The organism is Sulfuriferula sp. AH1 (assembly GCF_002162035.1).
Lineage (GTDB): Bacteria > Pseudomonadota > Gammaproteobacteria > Burkholderiales > Sulfuriferulaceae > Sulfuriferula.
In genome coordinates this window covers 836,002-857,238 of sequence record NZ_CP021138.1, presented here as the reverse complement: position 1 = coordinate 857,238, position 21,237 = coordinate 836,002, and the positions used below count along the sequence as shown (strand labels likewise).

At 54.6% G+C, this 21,237-nt stretch carries 15 protein-coding genes and 1 tRNA gene; 10 read left to right on the top strand and 6 right to left on the bottom strand.

The genetic code is table 11. From position 1 onward, the window contains the following. Positions 1 to 5: 5 nt before the first annotated feature. From CAP31_RS04495 to CAP31_RS04455, 9 genes are all read left to right on the top strand, one after another. Positions 6 to 3,458, top strand: a complete 3,453-nt coding sequence (locus CAP31_RS04495; RefSeq protein WP_087446444.1) for a LamG domain-containing protein — start codon at positions 6 to 8, stop codon at positions 3,456 to 3,458. A gap of 103 nt (positions 3,459 to 3,561) precedes the next feature. Next, entirely contained in the window at positions 3,562 to 4,467 is a 906-nt protein-coding gene (locus CAP31_RS04490; RefSeq protein ID WP_223247362.1) for an agglutinin biogenesis protein MshI, read from the top strand. Continuing rightward, entirely contained in the window at positions 4,464 to 5,114 is a 651-nt protein-coding gene (locus CAP31_RS04485; protein WP_087446442.1) for a PilN domain-containing protein, read from the top strand. The genes CAP31_RS04490 and CAP31_RS04485 overlap by 4 nt, the downstream gene beginning before the upstream one ends. After that, positions 5,111 to 5,770, top strand: a complete 660-nt coding sequence (gene gspM, locus CAP31_RS04480; RefSeq protein ID WP_087446441.1) for a type II secretion system protein GspM — start codon at positions 5,111 to 5,113, stop codon at positions 5,768 to 5,770. The genes CAP31_RS04485 and gspM overlap by 4 nt, the downstream gene beginning before the upstream one ends. Beyond that, positions 5,755 to 6,147, top strand: coding sequence for a hypothetical protein (locus tag CAP31_RS04475; protein WP_087446440.1), 393 nt, complete (start codon positions 5,755 to 5,757; stop codon positions 6,145 to 6,147). Before gspM ends, CAP31_RS04475 begins: the two co-directional genes overlap by 16 nt. A 4-nt stretch (positions 6,148 to 6,151) precedes the next feature. Next, the gene (gene mshL / locus CAP31_RS04470) at positions 6,152 to 7,876 is read left to right on the top strand and encodes a pilus (MSHA type) biogenesis protein MshL (RefSeq protein ID WP_087446439.1); all 1,725 of its coding nucleotides are present in this window, start codon (positions 6,152 to 6,154) and stop codon (positions 7,874 to 7,876) included. A gap of 6 nt (positions 7,877 to 7,882) precedes the next feature. Next, positions 7,883 to 8,797 (top strand): ExeA family protein, encoded by a 915-nt coding sequence (locus CAP31_RS04465; protein ID WP_087446438.1) that lies wholly within the window; start codon positions 7,883 to 7,885, stop codon positions 8,795 to 8,797. Then, positions 8,794 to 9,846, top strand: a complete 1,053-nt coding sequence (locus CAP31_RS04460) for a M48 family metallopeptidase (RefSeq protein ID WP_157662650.1) — start codon at positions 8,794 to 8,796, stop codon at positions 9,844 to 9,846. Before CAP31_RS04465 ends, CAP31_RS04460 begins: the two co-directional genes overlap by 4 nt. A 292-nt stretch (positions 9,847 to 10,138) precedes the next feature. Next, positions 10,139 to 12,034 (top strand): ATP-binding cassette domain-containing protein, encoded by a 1,896-nt coding sequence (locus tag CAP31_RS04455; protein WP_087446436.1) that lies wholly within the window; start codon positions 10,139 to 10,141, stop codon positions 12,032 to 12,034. Between the two features lie 251 nt (positions 12,035 to 12,285). Here CAP31_RS04455 and cysN read toward each other — a convergent pair whose 3' ends face one another. Together cysN and cysD are read right to left on the bottom strand one after the other, a co-directional pair. Next, a complete protein-coding gene (cysN, locus tag CAP31_RS04450; protein ID WP_087446435.1) occupies positions 12,286 to 14,190 on the bottom strand; it encodes a sulfate adenylyltransferase subunit CysN in 1,905 nt (634 codons plus the stop codon). Beyond that, positions 14,190 to 15,152 carry a sulfate adenylyltransferase subunit CysD gene (gene cysD, locus CAP31_RS04445; RefSeq protein WP_223247415.1) on the bottom strand — a complete coding sequence of 321 codons (963 nt, stop codon included), beginning with the start codon at positions 15,150 to 15,152 and terminating at the stop codon, positions 14,190 to 14,192. Before cysD ends, cysN begins: the two co-directional genes overlap by 1 nt. Positions 15,153 to 15,727: 575 nt before the next feature. Here cysD and cysQ point away from each other — a divergent pair. Continuing rightward, positions 15,728 to 16,528: a 3'(2'),5'-bisphosphate nucleotidase CysQ gene (gene cysQ / locus CAP31_RS04440; RefSeq protein WP_087446433.1), complete on the top strand. Its 801-nt coding sequence runs from the start codon at positions 15,728 to 15,730 to the stop codon at positions 16,526 to 16,528. A 351-nt stretch (positions 16,529 to 16,879) separates the two neighbouring features. Here cysQ and CAP31_RS04435 read toward each other — a convergent pair. The 4 genes from CAP31_RS04435 to CAP31_RS04420 all read right to left on the bottom strand — a co-directional run bounded on the left by CAP31_RS04435 (position 16,880) and on the right by CAP31_RS04420 (position 21,228). Beyond that, positions 16,880 to 16,956 (bottom strand) — tRNA-Ile (locus CAP31_RS04435). Between the two features lie 55 nt (positions 16,957 to 17,011). Continuing rightward, the gene (gene rpoD / locus CAP31_RS04430; protein ID WP_087446432.1) at positions 17,012 to 18,922 is read right to left on the bottom strand and encodes an RNA polymerase sigma factor RpoD; all 1,911 of its coding nucleotides are present in this window, start codon (positions 18,920 to 18,922) and stop codon (positions 17,012 to 17,014) included. A 97-nt stretch (positions 18,923 to 19,019) separates the two neighbouring features. Then, positions 19,020 to 20,726 carry a DNA primase gene (gene dnaG, locus CAP31_RS04425; RefSeq protein ID WP_087446431.1) on the bottom strand — a complete coding sequence of 569 codons (1,707 nt, stop codon included), beginning with the start codon at positions 20,724 to 20,726 and terminating at the stop codon, positions 19,020 to 19,022. Positions 20,727 to 20,781: 55 nt separating this feature from the next. Continuing rightward, positions 20,782 to 21,228: a GatB/YqeY domain-containing protein gene (locus tag CAP31_RS04420; protein WP_087446430.1), complete on the bottom strand. Its 447-nt coding sequence runs from the start codon at positions 21,226 to 21,228 to the stop codon at positions 20,782 to 20,784. Positions 21,229 to 21,237 lie beyond the last annotated feature (9 nt).

Genomic DNA, 21,237 nt, shown 5'->3' with positions numbered 1-21,237 from the left:
TCTCCATGAATATGAACGACACAAGCAACATTACCCGCAAGCGCAGAAAATTTGGGCTAATTTCTTTTTGTGTAACATTGCCCAAACTGCCGGCGCTCCGATTGATCCTGCTTGCCTGTCTGTCGGTACTGACACATGGCGCGCAAGCCATGACTTACGCCAACGTATCCATCCCCTTCACCTGGATCGACACTACCGGCCATACCAAGGTCGGCTACAACACCGCACCCTACAAATTCAACAATACCGGCGGCTGCGGCACCACGCCACCCGTCCTGGACGACACGCTCTCCGACAACATTCCTATCGGCTTCACTTTCACGTACGGCGGCGCGGGTTTTACCCAGGCGCGCATCATGACCAACGGTCGCCTGCAGTTCAATAACAATACCACCTGCGGCTACGGCAGCCCGGTGACGCAGCTGCCCTATCCCAATTCCGGCCTCAATTACACCATGCGGATCTACGGCAATGACCTTGATCCGACACCGCAGGCAGACGCCCCTTATTCGACCGCATGCAAACTCACCTCTACCTGCTACATCAGTTATGCCACCATAGGCACGGCACCTAATCGGCAGTTTGTCGTTACCTGGAATAACATTCCGGAATGGGCAGCAGGAGGTTCCACCAGCGGAAACTATAATTTGCAACTTATCCTGAACGAGAACGGCACGTTCATCTATCAGTACGGGGTTGATGTTCCCGGCCCCCAGGCCTCGCTCGGCCAAGTGGGATGGCAGGTAAGCCCGACCGACTACGAGGTTCCCGGTGTCGGGCTGCCGGCCAATAACAGCGCGATTCTCTTTTACATTCCGAATCCGATTGCCCAGTACCATTTCCAGCAGTCCGCCTGGACAGCACCCGGCCAGGTACTGGACACCAGCGGCAGTAGCCCTGCTTATAATGCGACCGCTTTGGGAGGTGCGACTCCCGGCCCGGGCTATGCCTGTAATGGTGCGGTTATCCCGGTCAATAACGGCGCCATCGTCGATGGCATTGACACCGGCATTTCCGTTCCGACGACGCTTGGAGGGGCTGGCACCATTGATTTCTGGTACAAAGCCAATGACGCATGGAAAGGCGGCGGCGATGCGCAGCTTCTCGATGCATCCATCAGCAACGGCGAATGGTTTTTTGCAACGAAACTTAACAACAGCGATGTACGCTTCGTCATTACCGATTCCACCGGAACGATACGCTCCGCTGAAACAGCGACGAACAATATCGCCGCCGGAACCTGGACGCATATTGCACTCACATGGAATTTCAATGCGCTGGCTGCCAGCAACAGCGACCATCTGAGCATTTACATCAACGGCACGCAGAAAGCGTTATCGGCATTCACCACCAGCGGCACGGTTTCATCGCAGCTCGGCACGCTTTATCTGGGTGATAACAGAAGCAGTTTCACCGGCTCCAACGGCACAAAGAGCTCGGCGAACGGCACCTTGGACGAGTTCAACATCTACAATATGGAAGGCAGCCTGGTGTTGATTCAACGCGACATGAGCTACGCCACCAGCTGCGGTCCCGACCACTACGAACTATCCCTGCCGAGCAGCAGTATCAGCTGCCTGCCTGCCACAGCGACAGTGACCGCCTGTGCCGACAACAGCAGCCCATGCACCAACGCATTCGTGACAGCGAGCGGCACGACGGCCACGCTGGCAACCAGTGCCGGGACACTGGCCAATCCGACAGTCACCTTCGGCACGACCGGGACGGCGACTACCACACTCAGTTACCCGACGGCAGCCAACGGCGCAGCCGTATCGGTGACACTCACCGGCGAACAAGCCGCAGCCGCCTATCCCAACAAGTGTTGCCCGGACGGGATCAACTGTGCAACTGGAAATAGCTGCTCCACCACGTTCAATACGGCCGGCTTCATCTTCTCCGGTGCAGCCAATGGAATGACGTTCGCTATTCCGGCCCAGGTGGCGGGTGTATCTTCCGGCAGCTATTATTTACGCGCAGTGAGAACGAATACCAGCACCCAGGCTTGCGAGGCGGCATTGCAAGGAACAACTGCCGTCAACTTCGCCTACGAATGCAATGACTCAGCCACGTGCTACAACGCCAATCTGATGAGCGTAAACGGCGGGACTGCGACCACCATTGCACGCAACAACAACGGCAGCGTATCGAGTTACCTGCCGGTGAACATGAATTTCGACGCGAACGGCAATGCGCCCTTTACCCTCAATTACGGCGACGCAGGCAAAGTAACGCTCCATGCCAGCAAGACGGTAAACGCAACCACGTTGTCCGGCGCATCCAATGCGTTTGTGGTCAAGCCCTACAGCTTCGTACTGTCCGGCATCAAGCGCAGCGCCGACAATGTCGCCAATCCGGCAGCCATTAATGCCGCAGGCCCGGTATTCATCAAAGCTGGCGACCCGTTTTCAGCAACGGTCACCGCGATCACGGCAACAGGCAGCGTGACACCGAACTATGGGCAGGAAACAACGCCGGAGAACGTGAAATTGACTACAGTGCTCGTTCCGGGCCTTGGTCTGACCAATAATCCGGCAATCAACGGCGCGTTTGGCACATTCACCAATGGCACGGCAAACGGCACCGGTTTTAGCTGGCCGGAAGTTGGCATTATCACCCTCACGCCCGATGTGGCCGACGGTGACTATCTCGGCGCAGGTAATACTACGGGAACGGCGAGCGAGAATGTCGGCCGTTTTACGCCGCATCATTTCGAAACCCTGGTCACCCAAGGCTGTACCGCGGGCAATTTCACGTATTCAGCGCAACCGTTTACCGTGCAGATAACCGCCAAAAACAGCCTGACTACCCCGGCCACGACGGCCAATTACAATGGCGCGAGCAATTTCGCCAAACAAGTCACGCTGACGGATGGCAGCGCCATGACGGCCGGAACATTCAGCAACAACACGGTGGCAGCCAGCAGCTTTGCCGGGGGTGTCGCGACAACCGCAACACCCCAATACACGTTTACCAGTCCGGCGACAGCACCGGCAACGATCACCCTGCGCGCCACCGATAGCGACGGCATATCGTCATCCGGCTACGCCGAAGGCAGCGCAGCCATCCGCAGCGGCCGCATCAAACTCAGCAATGCCAGCGGTTCAGAAGCGCTCGCCCTGCCCGTGCCCATGGTGGCGCAGTACTACAACGGTACCACTTTTGTCACCAATACTGCGGATAGCTGCACATCGGTACCGGTGCCAACGAAAGCAAACTCGGGCTTGCAGACCACATTGACCACGACCGCAAGCTTGGCATCACCATTCATTGCGGGTAACGGCAAGCTGCAATTATCCAAACCCAATGCACAAGGCCATGTCGACATCACCATCGCTGCGCCCGGCTGGCTGCAATACAACTGGAAAGGCGCAGGCCTGACCAACCCGACCGCACGCGCCACCTTCGGCATCTACAAAAATGCAAATGAATTCATCTATATGCGCGAGATGTATTAAGAAAATTGACAATACATTGCTTTTGCTTTAATTTTCATACAATTACTTAAAAAATAGATAAAAAATGGGGCTTTTCTCAAAAATCAGGAAAACTCAGGGATGGATGGTTTTTGAACTACAGGCAGATGGTATTTGCGTTACCCGCGTCACGCGCACGGCCCATGCCAGACCCAAGGTGCAACTGGCCGTTTTTTACCCGTTCGCGCAAACCGAAGCCTCCGCACTGCTTTCCCGTATCCACAAGGAACTGCATGCCAAGCGCTACGAATGCAGCCATTTGCTCAGCCCGGGCGAATACCAGATATTGACGGTCGAAACTCCAGGCGTGCCACAGGAAGAGCTCAAGACCGCGGTACGCTGGCTGCTCAAGGATATGCTCGACTATCATGTCGACGACGCCACCATCGACGTGCTCGATATCCCGGTGGACAAAAACGCGCCGGCACGCAAAGCCATGATGTATGTCGTCGCCGCGCGCAACCAGCTTATCGCCCAGCGACAGACGCTATTCGACAGCGTGCAGATCCCGCTGAAAGTGATCGACATCCCCGAACTGGCGCAACGCAATATCGCCAGCCTGATTGCGCCTGCCAATCGCGGGCTGGCATTGCTGTCCTTCGACCAGAACGGCAGTTTGCTGACTATCTCTTTCAACGGCGAGCTGTATCTGTCACGGCGGCTGGACATCAACCTGACGCAGCTCGGCTCCGTTGACGGCGAGCAACAAGGCAACCTGTTCGAAAAGCTCACGCTCGAATTGCAGCGTACGTTCGACCACATCGACCGGCAATACCATTTCATCAATCTGGCCAAACTGGTATTGACGCCAGCGACGCCGGAAATGTCCGCATTATCGACCTATCTTACCGACAACCTGTATATCCCGGTGGAAACACTCGAGCTATCCAGCATATTCGACCTTCCTCCCGAATTACTGCCGATCCAGCAACAATCCCGTTTCCGGACAAGCATGGGTGCAGCCTTGCGTTATGAGGACAAAACCCCGTGAGTCAGCAGATAAACTTATGCAATCCGCTGTTCCGCAAACAGGAACAATATTTCTCCGCGGCCACCATGGCGCAATCGGTCGGCCTGATCGTGCTGGGCTGTTTGCTGTTCTACGCATATCTGGGCTACCAGTCACGTGCGCTGACGCGGCAAACCGCAGAAATGAGCCGGATGCGCGATACCACCCAGCATCAACTGACGATGCTGGCGGCAACGGTGGCGGCACGCAAACCCGACCCATCCCTGGTTGATGCCGTCGTCAGAGCCGAACAGGAAGTGCATGCCCGCGAGGTGCTGCTCAGTCTGCTGCAGCAAGGCGAATTAGGCAATCAGACCGGTTTTTCAAATTATTTCAAAGCCTTGTCGCACCAAACGGTCAGCGGCCTGTGGCTAACCGGATTCGACGTCATCGGCACCGGCGATCAGATCACGCTCAGCGGCCGCGCCTTGCAAGCCGCATCGATCCCCGAGCTGATACAACGGCTGAAAACCGAGCCGGCATTTGCCGGAGCGCATTTCGCCACCCTTGATATCCATCATCCGAAAGCGCCGAACCCCAGCGCAGGCACGCCCGGTACGCCACTGCCCTATATAGAGTTCACTCTGGGAAAAACAGAAGGCAAAACAGAATCGGGGCAACCTGAATGAAGGCATTAAAGAACTACTGGCTAAATCTGGCGAACCGGGTCGATGCCTTGAGCATGCGCGAGCGCATCATGGTTTTCGCCGCGATTGTGGTGGTATTGCTCGCGCTTATGAACGCGCTGCTGATCGGCCCTTTGCTCGCACACCAGAAGCAATTGGCCGAACAGATCGTGCAATCGCAACAAACTGCAGCGGCAATGCAAACACAAATTCAGGATTTGCTCAAAATCAGCAATATCAATCCCGATATCACATTGCAGTTAAAACTCGCCCAACTGCGCAATCAGGCGGCAAACAGCGGAAAAAATCTGGATGACATCCAAAGCAAGCTTGTAGCGCCGCAGCAGATGCCCGCCTTGCTCGAAGATATCCTGCGGCGCAACCAGAGCGTACATCTGATCGCGCTGAAAACGCTGCCCGTCGAAATACTGAGCGCCAAATCCGCGGCCGATGCCGGCAACCATATCTACAAACACGGGGTTGAGATCACCGTTACCGGCGACTATCTCGATCTCACCCGCTATTTAAGCGCAGTGGAAGCCTTGCCGTGGCGCATGTTCTGGGGCAAGGCCGGACTCAGCGTGGACGACAGCCACACAGTCACGCTTAAGCTGCGCCTCTACACATTAAGTCAGGATAAAGCATGGCTCAGCATTTAGGTTTGCGCATTCGCTGGATACAGGCGGCGCTGTGGGCCGGCATTGCCACCGCCAGCTTTGCCGACATTCCCCGCGACCCGACGCAACCGCCCGCAGGAATCGATGCCGCAGGTGCCAGGACCGGCCCTGCTGCCGAAACACAGATTCAGTCCATCACCATCAGCGGCCGCCAGCGTTATGCGATGATTAACGGCATCATCATGAAACCGGGTGATGTGATCAACGAAGGCCGCATCGTCAAGATTACCGAAAACACCGTTATCGTTAAATCCGCTAGCGGGCTGACCGCCCTGAAGCTGTTTCCCAATGTAGACAAACACGTGCACTCACACGCGAAATCGACCCGCCCTGCGTCGGTTCACCGCAACCAAAGGTAGAATCATGAACAACTGTCGCTCACATACCGCCATTCGCTACCTGTCCGGCTTACTGGCCATGCTGTTATTCAATCTGGCCGGCTGTACTGCGTTGCAGCCCAAACCCGACGACACCAAAGCGCATATCGATGCCGAGCTGAACAAGGCTGTTAGCACTGCCAATCCGCCCGCTGCCGCGCAACCCGCCACAGTCAATGCCGCATTATTGCCCCCGCTGCAGATCGCATTACCCAAAGTGGCCAAACCCATAGAACAGCGTTTTGATCTGGTAATCAACAACGCGCCGGCCGGTCAGGTGTTTATGGGCATCGTCTCCGGCACCCCCTACAGCATGCTGATTCCGCCCGACCTGACGGGGAATTTATCGGTCAATCTTAAGAACGTGACGGTATTCGAAGCGCTCGACGCGATCCGCGAACTGTACGGCTACGATTACAAGGTCGACGGCACCCGCATTTTCATCCAGCCAATGACCATGCAGACCCGCGTTTTCAAGCTCAACTATATCGCCGGCGAACGCAAAGGCACTTCCGACATCCGCGTCACTTCGGGTTCGGTAGGCGATGCACCGATGGCACCGGGCGCGGTACCGGGCGCCATTCCCACCACCACGCCGGGCGCTGCCGGCGGTCGGGCCATAGAAACCAGCAAAATCACCACCAGCATCAATACCGATTTCTGGGGCGACCTCAAGACCTCGCTGAGCGCCATCGTCGGTGACAAGGATGGCCGCAACGTGGTCGTCAACCCGCAATCGGGTGTATTGCTGATCCATGCCATGCCTGCCGAGATCCGTCAGGTTGAGAACTACCTCAAAGCCATGCAGCTGGCAGTCGACCGTCAGGTGATGCTCGAAGCCAAAATCATCGAAGTGCAGCTAAATGACGGCTTCCAGACCGGAATCAACTGGGCGGCATTCAACCGCTACGGGCAGAGCCGCTTTTCGGTAGGCGCCGATCCTGCGAATTTCAGCGTGCCTGGCGGGACACCCGTTGCCGGCAGTACGCTGGGCAGCGTATTCAGTGCCGGCATGTCCACCGCTGTAAGCACCAGCGCCGGCCTGCTCAATGTCGCTGCGCAATCTGACAATTTTGCCGCATTACTGAATTTCCTCGACACTCAGGGTACCGCGCGCGTACTCTCCAGCCCGCGCATCGCCACATTGAACAACCAGATGGCGGTATTGAAAGTCGGTACCGACGAATTCTTCGTCACCAATGTCACCTCCACAGTCACCAGCACCAGCAGCGCGACCAATACTGCCACGCCGAATGTCACTCTGCGCCCGTTCTTCTCCGGCATCGCGCTGGATGTGACGCCGCAAATTTCGGATGAAGGGCTCATCACCCTGCATATCCATCCATCGGTGAGCAATGTGACCGAGAAAAACAAAGTGATTAACCTTGGCCAGTCGCTGGGCACATTGACCTTGCCGCTCGCATCCAGCACCATCTCCGAGACCGACAGCGTGGTGCGCGTACAGGACGGCAGCATCGTTGCCATCGGCGGCCTGATGCGCGAAGCGAGTACCGACGACAGGAACGAAGTACCGGGGCTGGGCAGCATACCGCTGCTCGGCTCGCTGTTCAAACACACCAACCGCATTTCCCAAAAACGCGAACTGGTGATCCTGCTGAAAACCACTGTAGTACAGAGTGGCAACGACTGGACCCAGGACGTGCTGCAAAGCCGCAATCGCATACAGAACATGCAGCGCGGCGGCAGTTGAACCGGCATGTATCTTGAGCATTTTGGCTTGCGTGAGTATCCGTTTACGCTCACTCCGGACACCAGTTATTTCCTGGCGAGCCATCATCATCAGGCCGCATTGAACACCTTGCTGGTCGCCATCGATACCGGCGAAGGCTTCATCAAGATCACCGGCGAAGTCGGCACTGGCAAAACCTTGCTGTGCCGTCAATTCCTGACTCATCTCGAACACCTGAATAGCACTCAGGCTGCACCGAAGTTCGTGTCCGCCTACATACCCAATCCTTATCTGACACCACACAGCCTGATGATGTCGCTCGCCGATGAACTGGAGATAGCGCTTGAACCGGGTGTCGGCCAGCATCATCTGCTCAAGGCCATCTCCCATGCGCTGCTGGCATTCGCCAATCAGGACCGGCAGGTCATCCTCTGCCTTGATGAAGCGCAAGCCATGCCAATCGAAACGCTGGAGGCACTCCGCCTGCTCACCAATCTGGAAACCGAGAAACGCAAATTGCTGCAAATCGTCCTGTTCGGACAACCCGAACTCGACCAAAAATTACAGCACCACAGCATTCGCCAGCTCAATCAGCGCATCAGCTTCCATTATCAGCTGGGCAAACTCAGTCCTGCGGAACTCGCCCGCTATATTGAACACCGCCTGCAAATCGCTGGCTATCCGGGCCGCCCGATCTTCACCCGTCGCGCGATAAATGCGCTGCATCAAGCCAGTGGCGGCATTCCGCGCCTGGTCAATATCCTGGCACATAAAGCCCTGATGCTGAGTTTTGGTACCGGCGAACATCAAATCGGCGCACACCAGATCAGCGTCGCCGCCGATGACACGCAAGCCGCCCATAAAATCCGGCATTATCGACATTACGCGGCGATCGCATTGGTCATGCTCGCCACCGGATTGGGATGGGTCATATCAAGATGAGTCTGATCAATCAAATGCTGCAAGACTTGGCACAGCGTCAGGCACCCGCAACGGACACACTGGGGCATGTCACGCCTGTTCAATTGCCGCCCCGCCGCAAGCATATCCCGATGTGGGTATGGGTAGCCGCCATCGGTATCATCGGTACGAATGCCCTGGCATGGCTATGGTGGCAATCGAGTTCAATCCAGCCTCCGCCGACCCTGTCTGCGCGCGTGCAACCGCTGCCAAAATCCGTCATGCAGGCAGCTGTTATGCCTGCTGCTACGCCAGCCGTTAATCCCGGTTCGGTCTCTACACCGGCACCAGCAGCCATTGCACTGCCAGCTCCAATCCAAGCGTTGACCACGCCTGCTCTGACCTTAACCCTGGCCATCAGCAAACCGACTTCCATCCCGGCCCCCGTCAAACCGGTAAATCCGGCTGAACCAACTCAAAACATCCCATCCGCCCCAACGACTATCAGCAAACAGGTCAAGCCGCTCACGACCGTCCAGCTTGCCGAGAACGAATACCGCAAAGCATTGGCTCTGGCTCAACAAGGCAGGGTAAATGAAGGCATGGAGGGTTTCGCGCAGGCGCTGATGCTGGACCCGCACCATCATGCGGCCAGACTCACGTTGGTCGGTCTGCTGATAGAGAATAAACGCATGGGCGAAGCAGAACGCCGCCTGCAGGAAGGGCTCACCCTGGACGGCGATCAAACCGATCTGGCCATGATACTGGCGCGTCTGCAAGTCGAACGCGGCAACATCACCGATGGTATCGCCACGCTGGAACGCAGTTTGCCCTACGCATCCGACCAGTCGGATTATCAGGCATTTCTGGCGGCATTGCTGCAACGCGCCGGACGACCCAGGCAAGCGGTGGAGCACTACATCATCGCACTCGGAAAAATGCCACAATCCGGCGTATGGTGGATGGGACTTGGCATTTCACTGAAAGCCGACAACCAGCCCGACAAGGCTCGCGAAGCATTTGCCAGAGCCAAAGCCACCAATACTTTGAATCCTGATTTGCTCGTTTTCGTCAATCAGCAATTGAACTGAGCACGCACCCAAAAATGTGCATGCATTGGAATCAGCACTATCGGAGTGCCTGAACGCATTCCAAACAAAAACATAACCAATTGTTTATATTTAAAATAAATACTGGCACGTTCATTGCTATGTAAAGAATGGGGCATAAGCTTTCATTGTTGGGTTTATGCACCATCTTCATCCTCCATGCGGTATTTAGGGCGTCCTCGGACGCCCTCTTTTTTATCATTCCGTTTTATCGCGCATCGGTCAGCGTACAATAGCGTCTTTCGTTCTTGTAACCAGTGACTCACTCATTATCGTGATACGTTTTACTCAACTCACCCTCGCACGCGCGGCAAAAATCCTCATCGAACAAGCCAATCTGCAAATCCATCCCGGACAAAAAATCGGCCTGACCGGCGCCAACGGCTCCGGCAAATCCAGCCTGTTCGCATTATTACGCGGCGAGTTGCATGCCGAATCCGGCGATCTGGATTTGCCCGACACCTGGGTCATTGCCCATGTCTCACAGGATACGCCCGCACTGCAGCAACCTGCGCTGGCGTTTACACTGGACGGCGATAAGCGCCTGCGCGCCATCGAGCATGAACTGGAATTGGCGACCGCGGCAAACGACGGCCACCGCGTCGGCGAACTGCACGCCCAGCTCGGCGAGATCGACGGTTACAGTGCCCAGGCGCGGGCAGCCGAGCTGCTGCACGGACTCGGTTTCAGCGACGCCGATTTCGCCAAAGCGGTTGCCGCATTCTCGGGCGGCTGGCGCGTGCGGCTGAATCTGGCGCAAGCCCTGATGAGCCGTTCCGACTTGCTGCTGCTCGATGAGCCGACCAATCATCTGGATCTGGATGCCGTCATCTGGCTGGAGGGCTGGCTGAAGAGTTATCCGGGCACGTTATTACTGATCTCGCATGACCGTGACTTTCTCGATGCGGTCACCACGCATATCGCCCATATAGAGAACCGCGGCATCAAGCTCTACACCGGCAGCTATTCCGATTTCGAACGCCAGCGCGCCGCACATCTGGCAGTACAGCAAGCCATGTTCGACAAGCAGCAGCGCGAACGCACGCATCTGGAAAGCTTCATCGAGCGCTTTCGCGCCAAGGCCACCAAAGCCCACCAGGCACAAAGCCGTATCAAGGCACTGGCGCGCATGGAGGACATCAGTGCCGCCCACGTCGATTCGCCGTTCAGTTTCAGCTTTCGCGAGCCGGCCAACGCGCCCGATCCGTTGCTGGACATTCGCCATGCCAGCGTGGGCTATGGTCCGCAGCCGTTGTTATCCGACATCAACCTTGCAGTGCGCAGTGGCGAACGCATCGGGCTGCTCGGTCGCAACGGTGCCGGAAAATCCACCCTGATCAAATTGCTGGCCGGCGAAATCCAGCCGCTGAGCGGCACCCGCAGCGAAGGCAAAGGACTCGCCATCGGCTATTTTGCCCAACATCAGCTGGAACAGCTGCGTCCCGAAGAATCGCCGTTGCAGCACATGCTGCGCCTGTCGCCCGACACCCGCGAACAGGAACTGCGCGACTTTCTCGGCACTTTCGATTTCCGTAACGAAGCCGCGCTGACACCTTGCGGCCCGTTCTCCGGCGGCGAGAAATCGCGACTGGCACTGGCGCTATTGATCTGGCAGCGGCCCAATCTGCTACTGCTGGACGAACCGACCAACCATCTGGACATGGACATGCGTCACGCACTCAATCTGGCGCTGCAAGGCTATCAAGGCGGCGTGGTGCTGGTATCGCACGACCGCTCGCTGCTGTCGACCACCTGCGACAGCTTCATGGTCGTAGCCGACGGCAAGGCACAAGTCTTCGACGGCGATCTGAACGATTACCGCGACTGGCTCAATCAGCAGCGCCTGCAGCAAGCTAGCATAAATCCGGATAAGATCGAGCGCCGCCAGCAACGCGAACAGACTGCCCAGGAACGTCAGGTGCGTCTCGCGCAACGGCGCCCCATCATCAAGGAACTGGAAAAACTCGACCAGCAGTTGCCCAAATGGCAAGCCGAAAAGACCGAGCTCGACCAGCAACTGGCCGACGCCGCGCTCTATGAAGCCGCCCAGCGTGACAAGCTGCAAACCCTGCTCAAGCGCCAGTGTGAACTCAGCAATCTGATAGACGAAGCGGAAGAGCGCTGGCTCAATCTGCATGAAACCCTGGCTGAACTCGATGCCGGAGGGTAATCAGAGCTCGAACAAAAACGCGACCCTTTATTGCGTTGATCGGCATATCCAAATCAGGCCGTTATGCGGATTGCATGAAGGAGCGCGAATATCGGCACAAGCGCAAATCGGCCTTGAGCCGATGCAAGCGGACTTGCGTGTATCGACCAACGTTCCGTACCTGATCCGTGAAATGTCACCGTGTCGAAAACCGGGAACACCATTCGCCCAACCAACGCTTTCTGAATCAACGAAACCCGATCGCACCCGACTTAAGCAACGTACAGAATTTTCGCGATAGTTTTATTTACAGCATCCTCTATCCGCTCAATCCCGCCATTAACTGTAACATCAGGCGCTAGCGGCGCTTCGTAAACGCTCCCTACTCCCGTGAGATTAGGTAATTGCCCTGCCCTGGCCTTTTTGTAAAGCCCTTTCACATCACGCCGCTCACATACTTCCAGCGAAGTACTCACAAACACTTCAACGAAATGCTCCGCACCGATAAGTTCGCGTGCCATTTCACGTTCACGGCGAAATGGCGAGATGAAGGCGGTCATCACAATCATGCCGGCATCCATCATCAATTTGGCCACTTCGGCAATACGGCGAATGTTTTCCACCCGGTCGGCATCAGTAAAACCCAGGTCCTTGTTCAAACCGCCGCGCACATTGTCACCATCGAGAATGTAGGTACGATAACCCTGGGCATGCAACGCCACCTCCAGAGCATTGGCAATTGTCGATTTTCCCGAACCCGATAGGCCGGTAAACCATATCACCTGGCCTTTATGCCCGTTCAGTTTTTCGCGTTCGGCTTTACCTATGGTTAGCGACTGCTTATGTATATTTTGTGCTCGCCGCAGACTATGCCTGATCATGCCCACGGCAACGGTAGCATTATTAAACCTGTCCACCAGAATAAATCCACCCAGCGTTTTTGACTGGGCATAGGCATCGCACACCATCGGTTTACTCAGCACAATATTGCACACGCCGATGTCATTCATAGTCAGCTGTCTGGCCGCTTCCTGGACTAAGGTATTCACATCCAGCCTGTACTTTATCGAGGTAATGGAGGCCGAGACCCATTGCGTCGCCAATTTCAGATCGTAGTTGCGTCCAATCAGACCATCCTCTTCATTCATCCACACCAGGATGGCCTCGAACTGGTCGGTCATTTCCAGCGGTCTTTGCGCAAGGGTAATCACATCGCCGCGTGAAACATCGATTTCCTTATCGAGCGTCAAGGTCACGGCCTGGCCCTGCTGAGCGACGGTCAACAAACCATCCATCGTCACAATCCCGGTAATTTTGGCGGTTTGCCCGGATGCGGTAATCCTGACTTCATCGCCGACGTTGACGTTGCCTTCAACCAGGTTGCCGGAGAATCCACGGAAACCTTCTTTAGGACGATTCACCCATTGCACCGGGAATACCAGTCTGTCGGATACCGTCTGGCTGAAATCGACAGTTTCCAGATATCCCAGCAGGGTAGGGCCAGCATACCAGGATGTATGCGGCGAACGATCGGTAATGTTATCGCCCTTGAGTGCCGACACCGGAATGGCAGTAATCGACTGAAAACCGAGATTCAGCGCAAACACCTTGAAATCTTCGCGAATTTGTTCAAAAACGCCACCGTCATATTGCACTCTGTCCATCTTGTTGATCGCCAGCACCACATTACGTATTCCCATCAACGAAACGAGATAGGCATGGCGGCGTGTCTGGGTAAGCACGCCCTGACTTGCATCGACCAGTATCACCGCCACATCAGCAGTGGAAGCCCCGGTAATCATATTGCGCGTATATTGCTCATGACCTGGCGTGTCAGCCACGATAAATTTACGCTTGTCTGTCGCAAAGAACCGGTAGGCAACGTCAATGGTAATACCCTGTTCACGCTCTGCGGCAAGGCCATCGACCAGCAAGGCGTAATCGATCTCATCACCCTGGGTACCGAATTTCCTTGAATCCTGCCTGAGTGACGCCAACTGATCTTCAAACAGTTGTTTGGATTCCCATAACAGGCGACCTATGAGCGTACTCTTGCCGTCATCCACACTACCGCAGGTAATGAAACACAACAAATCGAGCTTTTGCTGTTGTGCGAGGAACGCTTCCAGGGTATCGGGAATAGTGGTTTGTTGGGTGCAGGATGATTTGGTACGCATCAGAAATACCCAGCCTGTTTTTTCTTTTCCATCGAAGCTGCTGAATCTGCGTCAATTGTCCGTCCTTGCCGTTCCGAACTGTTTGCACCGAGCAATTCCAGGATGATTTCCGGCACTGTTTGCGCTTGCGATTCAACTGCGCCAGTGAGCGGGTAACACCCCAGCGTACGGAATCGCACCTTGCGTCTCTGTATTTCCTCGCCGGGCTGCAAGCGCATACGCGCATCATCCACCATCACTATCATGCCGTCGCGCTCTACAACAGGTCGCTCCCTGGCAAAATACAACGGTACCACCGGGATGTTTTCCTGATAGATATATTGCCAGATATCCAGTTCGGTCCAGTTCGACAACGGAAACACGCGTATGCTCTCGCCCGGATTTTTACGGGCGTTATAGAGATTCCATATTTCCGGGCGCTGGCGTTTGGCATCCCATTGATGAGTCGCTGTGCGGAAGGAGAAAATCCGCTCCTTGGCGCGGGACTTCTCTTCATCACGTCGCGCACCGCCGAAGGCAACATCAAAACGATATTGATCCAGCGCCTGTTTTAACCCTTCGGTTTTAGTGATGTCGGTATGCAACGACGAGCCGTGATCGAAAGGATTGATATCTTTTTCTATCGACACCGGGTTAATATGAACCAGCAAATCCATACCACTCATTTGTGCCATGTGGTCGCGAAATAAATACATCTCCTGGAATTTCCAACGCGTATCGATATGCAGCAAAGGGAAAGGCGGTTTGGCAGGATAAAAAGCCTTGCGCGCAAGATGCAGCATGACCGTACTGTCTTTACCTATTGAATACAGCATGACCGGGTTTTCTGCCTCGGCGACGGCTTCGCGAATAATGTGGATGCTTTCCGCTTCCAGTCGGGCCAAATGGATGGCAGCTTCATGACGCGGACTATCCGCGAGAGGTTGATTACTCAAATCCAGGACTGGCGGGTAACCCAGCATGCAGAATGTGACGCCGTTCAATGCGTCTGCCGATCTGCACCAGGCCGACAGTTCGCCATGCGCAATAATGGCGAGCGGTTTGTCAATGTGAGTTTGCAGCAAGCTCAGCGCGGCTTCAATCGCTTGCCGATCTACTTTGTCAGCAGGTAATGGCACCCAATAGCGGCTGCCTCGCGCATCATTCGCATGCAGGCATGCGCCACCATTCGGCAAGCCATGCAACTGGGCGAACAGCACCAGTTTACGCCTGGCTCTTGCCTCGGCGATCTCGCTTTCCAGCACGGAGGGAGTGGGTGTTCGCCCCAACTCATCGCGCACACCAGTCGCCTTAAGCTCTATTGGAAAAATAGCCAGCTCATGCAAACGGCGTTCAGCCGTGCGTTTGGTTTCTGCCTGGCCAAGCTGGTTCAGACGCTGAAATGCGAGCTCTGTATCCCATGCTTGGGGTTTATCCAGTCCAAAGAGTTCGGTTGTCGCCATGCATCCCCATGTCGCAATATGCAAATAACAAATAATTATCTTAAAAAATATTGCTATACAATATAACAATTACAAAAATATATCAAAAATACAAAATGCGACAATTCATATCAACGACTACTTTAGTTGAGCCTGTATTGGCCATTGTCCGGGCAGCAGGCCTGAGCATCATGGAAATCTATACCAGGCTCGCAGAGGATGGCATGAGCAGTATGGTTGTTGGCACCAAAGAGGATGACAGCCCGCTAACCCAGGCTGATTTGATTGCACACCACATCATCGCTGAGGGCCTCACCCGCCTTACCCCGGACATTCCCGTAGTATCCGAAGAAGATGCCGATTCGCTGGTCCATAGACAAGCGCAAGGTATATTCTGGCTGATTGACCCGCTGGATGGAACCAAGGAATTCCTGGCCCACAACGACGAATTTACCGTCAACATTGCCCTGATCAAGGATGGCACAGCAGTGTTCGGTGCAGTTGGCGCGCCTGCACTGGATCTGACGTATTGGGGCGGCATCGGGATCGGTGTGTTTCGTAGCTGCAATGGCACAATAGAATCTATCCATGTCAGCCAGCCAGACCGTCAGCGACCATTACGCATAGTCGCCAGCAAAAGCCACATGAACGCTGACACCGCCGCCTTTATCAAAAAGCTGGGTCCGCATGAATTCATGCAGGCAGGCAGTTCGTTGAAGCTTTGCCGCGTAGCAGAAGGCGCGGCCGATTGCTACCCGCGCCTGGGACCAACCTGCGAGTGGGATACAGCTGCAGCACAAGCCATTGTAGAGTCCGCAGGCGGTCATGTTTATCAGCTGGATGGTGAACCACTGCGATACGGTAAAGCTGATTTGCTTAATCCGTATTTTGTGGCGAGCGCAGAAATCCTGATTTGAACCATGCCTATCTGGTTTATAACCAAGATACGCAAAACCAAATAAGTGCTTCGTAACCGAATATCGCATTTAATCTCATGAAACCCCACAGGCAAATGCGGCATGATTTGGATCAATATATTTCCCATTGTGAATTTGCGTTTAATTTGGCACAACCGTGAAAATGTCAATCCGTAAAATCAAATAGTTACAACAGGCCATTTACGGGCTATTTAGCACTAAAATCAAATAACATCCACGTTTAATCATGAGGTTGGTGCGGAATGCGAAAATTAGTGCCAAATCAAACGCTAACCCACACCGCAATAGAAAAACGGCCAAGGGCATTGAGCTCTTGGCCGTTAATTTTACTGGTGGGTCTGCACGGACTTGAACCGTGGACCAAAGGATTATGAGTCCTCTGCTCTAACCAACTGAGCTACAGACCCGAAGGCCCGAAACTATACCAGTTTCAGGCCTGTCTTGCTAGCCTGCAAATGGAACTTATTGACCGCTATTGTCGATAAAGCTCTTGAGCCGATCCGATCGCGAAGGATGGCGTAATTTACGCAACGCCTTGGCTTCGATCTGACGAATACGCTCACGAGTGACGTCGAACTGCTTGCCGACTTCTTCCAGAGTATGGTCGGTATTCATTTCGATACCGAAACGCATGCGCAACACTTTGGCTTCGCGCTGGGTCAGGCCATCCAGGATTTCCTTGGTGACATCTTGCAGACTGTCATAAATAGCAGCATCCATCGGTGCCAGAGTCGAGGTATCCTCGATGAAATCGCCCAGATGCGAATCTTCGTCATCGCCGATCGGCGTTTCCATCGAAATCGGCTCTTTGGATATCTTGAGAATCTTGCGGATTTTTTCTTCCGGCATTTCCATCTTTTCGGCGAGCACGGCCGGATCCGGCTCCTGCCCGGTTTCCTGCAATATCTGCCGTGCGATACGATTCATCTTGTTGATGGTCTCGATCATGTGCACAGGGATACGAATGGTGCGTGCCTGGTCGGCGATCGAACGCGTGATCGCCTGACGTATCCACCAGGTGGCGTAAGTCGAGAATTTATAGCCGCGACGATATTCGAATTTGTCCACCGCCTTCATCAGGCCGATATTGCCTTCCTGAATCAGATCAAGGAATTGCAAACCACGATTGGTGTATTTCTTCGCAATGGAGATCACCAGCCGCAGGTTGGCTTCGATCATTTCACGCTTGGCGCGCAAGGTGCGGCCTTCGCCAGTGGTCATCTGACGATTGATTTCTTTCAGGTCCTGGATAGGAATGCCGATCTTGTCCTGCAACGCAATCAGGCCGTTCTGGCGCTCGATGATGGTGTACTGATGGCGGATCAGACCTTCTGCATAAGGCTTTTTGACCGCAGCCTGTTCGTTGACCCATTCCAGATTGGTTTCATTGTTCGGGAACACTTTGATGAAGTGTTCGCGCGGCATGCCGGATTTCTTGACGGCCACTTCCATGATGTCGCGTTCATGCGAACGCACCGTTTCTACCAGACCGCGGATGATATTGCACAAAGCCTCGACCTGTTTGGCAGAAAAGCGGATTTCCAGCAACACATTGGACACTTCCGTTTGCAATTCATTGTATTGCTTGCTGGCGTAACCATATTTCTTCTGTGCCGCTTGCATGCGCTTGACCAGTTTGCGCAGCAACTCAAAACGTTCCATCGCATCGGCTTTCAACTGCGCCAGATTGGCTGCTGCCATGGCACTGCCGTCGGCGTCGTCGTCAACCTCTTCTTCATCAATTTCACCTTCAGCAGTCTCTTCTTCCGGGGATGGTACTACTGCTGCTGCGGCCGCCGCTGCGGCTTCAAGTTCCGCTTCGCTGGCGACGATACCGTCCACGAATTCGTCAATCCGGATTTCGTCGCGTTCAACCTTGTCCACCAGAGTCAGAATCTGGTCAATCGTGATCGGGCATGCGGAAATCGCCTGCACCATATGCTTCAAGCCGTCTTCGATACGCTTGGCGATTTCAATTTCACCTTCGCGCGTCAGCAATTCAACCGTACCCATTTCGCGCATGTACATGCGCACAGGATCGGTAGTACGACCAAACTCGGAATCCACGGTCGATAATGCAGCTTCGGCTTCAGCAACCACATCCTCATCGGCGACCGCAGGCGTCGCATCCGACATGAGCAGCGCTTCAGCATCGGGCGCTTCATCATAGACCTGGATACCCATGTCGTTGATCATGCTGATCACGCCCTCGATTTGCTCGGCATCGAGCATATCGTCAGGCAAGTGATCGTTGATTTCCGCGTAAGTCAGGTAACCACGCTCTTTACCAAGTACAATCAGATTTTTGAGACGGGCACGGCGTAATTCCGCGTCGGTTTGTTTAACATCATTCTTGTCTTGATCGATCGCCATAATAAAAATGTATCCAATGAGTACTGCTTAAAAATGTGATAATTATACCAGCCAGCGCATCATTCCAGCTAAATCTTCACCCCGAACGATTACCTGACTAGCGTAATTGCTGTAATTCTTTTTTTTCCGCTTCGGTCAAATCCCGAAGCGATTTTTGTGCCAGAATCTGCATGCGCGATTGCTTGCCTGTCGCACGCAATTGATCCAGTGCCAGATTGAACTCCGGCGCCACATCGAATTCGGCGTCCCAGTCCATGATTTCAGCGCCACACTGCTGAATAGTGGCAGCATGGGCCTGATGCCGCCCTTGTTCTATCAGCATCGCCGTATCCAGATGGGGATGCTGACGCAGAATTACAAGTACTTCGCGCAATGTTTGCGTATCGCTATCGTTTTGCGTGAGCAATTCCTCGCTCATTTGCTGCGCCAGAGCCGGATTAAACAGCACCATCCGCAGCAGCTGTCGACTTATTGATGCAGGTGCCGGACGTTTTGCTCGTGCGGGTGACGCGAAGGCAGTACGCGCCGGTTTGAGATTCCACAATCCGGTTAGTTCCGCCATCTCGATTTGCACCAACTCAGCCGCGCGCTTACGTAACATCAGCGCCAGACTGGGTGCCGTCACTTGCACGATCAGCGGCTGCAGCGCTTTCAAAAAAGCACTTTTGCCCTCATCCGTCATCAAATCATGCTGCTGTGCAATCTGCTTGAACAAGTAAACGGACAGCGGCACCACCGACCGGGCCTGAAATTCCTCAAACCCTGCCCGCCCAAACTCACGCACATAACTGTCAGGATCATGCGATTCCGGTAAAAACAGGAACCCCAGGCGGCTACTGTCAGTCACGATAGCCAGGCTGTGTTCCAGCGCCCGCCATGCGGCCCGTTGCCCGGCACTGTCGCCATCGAAACAGAAAATCACTTCATCGGTATGCCGCAGCAACTTCTGGATATGCGTCGCCGTAGTCGCAGTACCCAGCGTCGCCACAGCGTATTCCACCCCGTGCTGCGCCAGCGCTACCACATCCATGTAACCTTCGACCACAATCACCCGGCCTGCATCGCGAATCGCGCGTCGCGCCTGAAACAACCCGTAAAGTTCACTGCCCTTCTGGAACAAGGGTGTTTCCGGGGAATTCAGATATTTGGGTTCGCCGCCATCCAGCACGCGGCCGCCGAAACCGATCACGTCACCCTTCTGGTTAATAATCGGAAACATCACCCGGTCGCGAAAGCGGTCATAGCGCTGCCCGGCATCGTTAACCACCACCAGGCCCGCTTCCTGCAATACCGGATTGGCATACTGCTCGAATACCGCTTCCAGATTCTGCCATCCGTTCGGCGCGTAACCCAAGCCGAATCTGGCCGCTATTTCGCCGGTCAGCCCGCGTTTTTTCAGATAAGCGATGGCCGTTGCCGAAGCCTTGAGCTGCTGACGATAATACAGCTCCGCTCCCTGCATGACTTCAAGCAGACTGGCTGTCTGCTGCGTACGTTGCGGATTGGGCGCTGCTGTTTCCGGCACCACCATACCCGTCTGATCTGCCAATGCCTTGATCGCATCGACATAACTCAATCCGGCATATTCCATCAAAAAGCCGATTGCCGTGCCATGCGCACCGCAACCAAAACAATGGTAGAACTGCTTGGTAGGTGAAACTGTAAATGAAGGGGTTTTTTCGTTATGGAACGGACAGCAGGCCTGATAATTCGCACCAGCCTTTTTCAGCGGGACGCGATGATCTATCACATCAACGATATCAACGCGACTTAACAGGCTTTGAATAAAATCCTGCGGGATCATATAACGAAAACCTTTTAGCGGAAATCTTTAATTACGTACTGAACAGCACGCAAAATCAGCCGACTAACCTGGCCTTAATCCGTGTTGACACTTGCGCCATATCGGCACGACCAGCCAATTCCGGCTTCACTGCCGCCATGACCTTGCCCATATCCTTGACGCCGGCAGCGCCGGTATCAACCATCGCTTTTGCGATCAGGGCGTCAATTTCTTCGTCGCTTGCCGCTTCAGGCATATAGGCTTGCAATACGCTGATTTCGAAATGCTCGATATCAGCCAATTCCTGCCTGCCCGCAGCTTCGAACTGCGCAATGGAATCCCGCCGCTGCTTGAGCATCTTGTCAATCGCAGCAACTATCTGCGCATCATCCAGCTCGATGCGCTCATCGACTTCACGTTGCTTGATTGCCGCCAATAATAGTCGAATCGCTCCAAGACGCGCCGTTTCCTTGGCGCGCATGGCAGATTTCATATCTTCAGTGATTCGGGCTTTCAGACTCATGAAAAATGC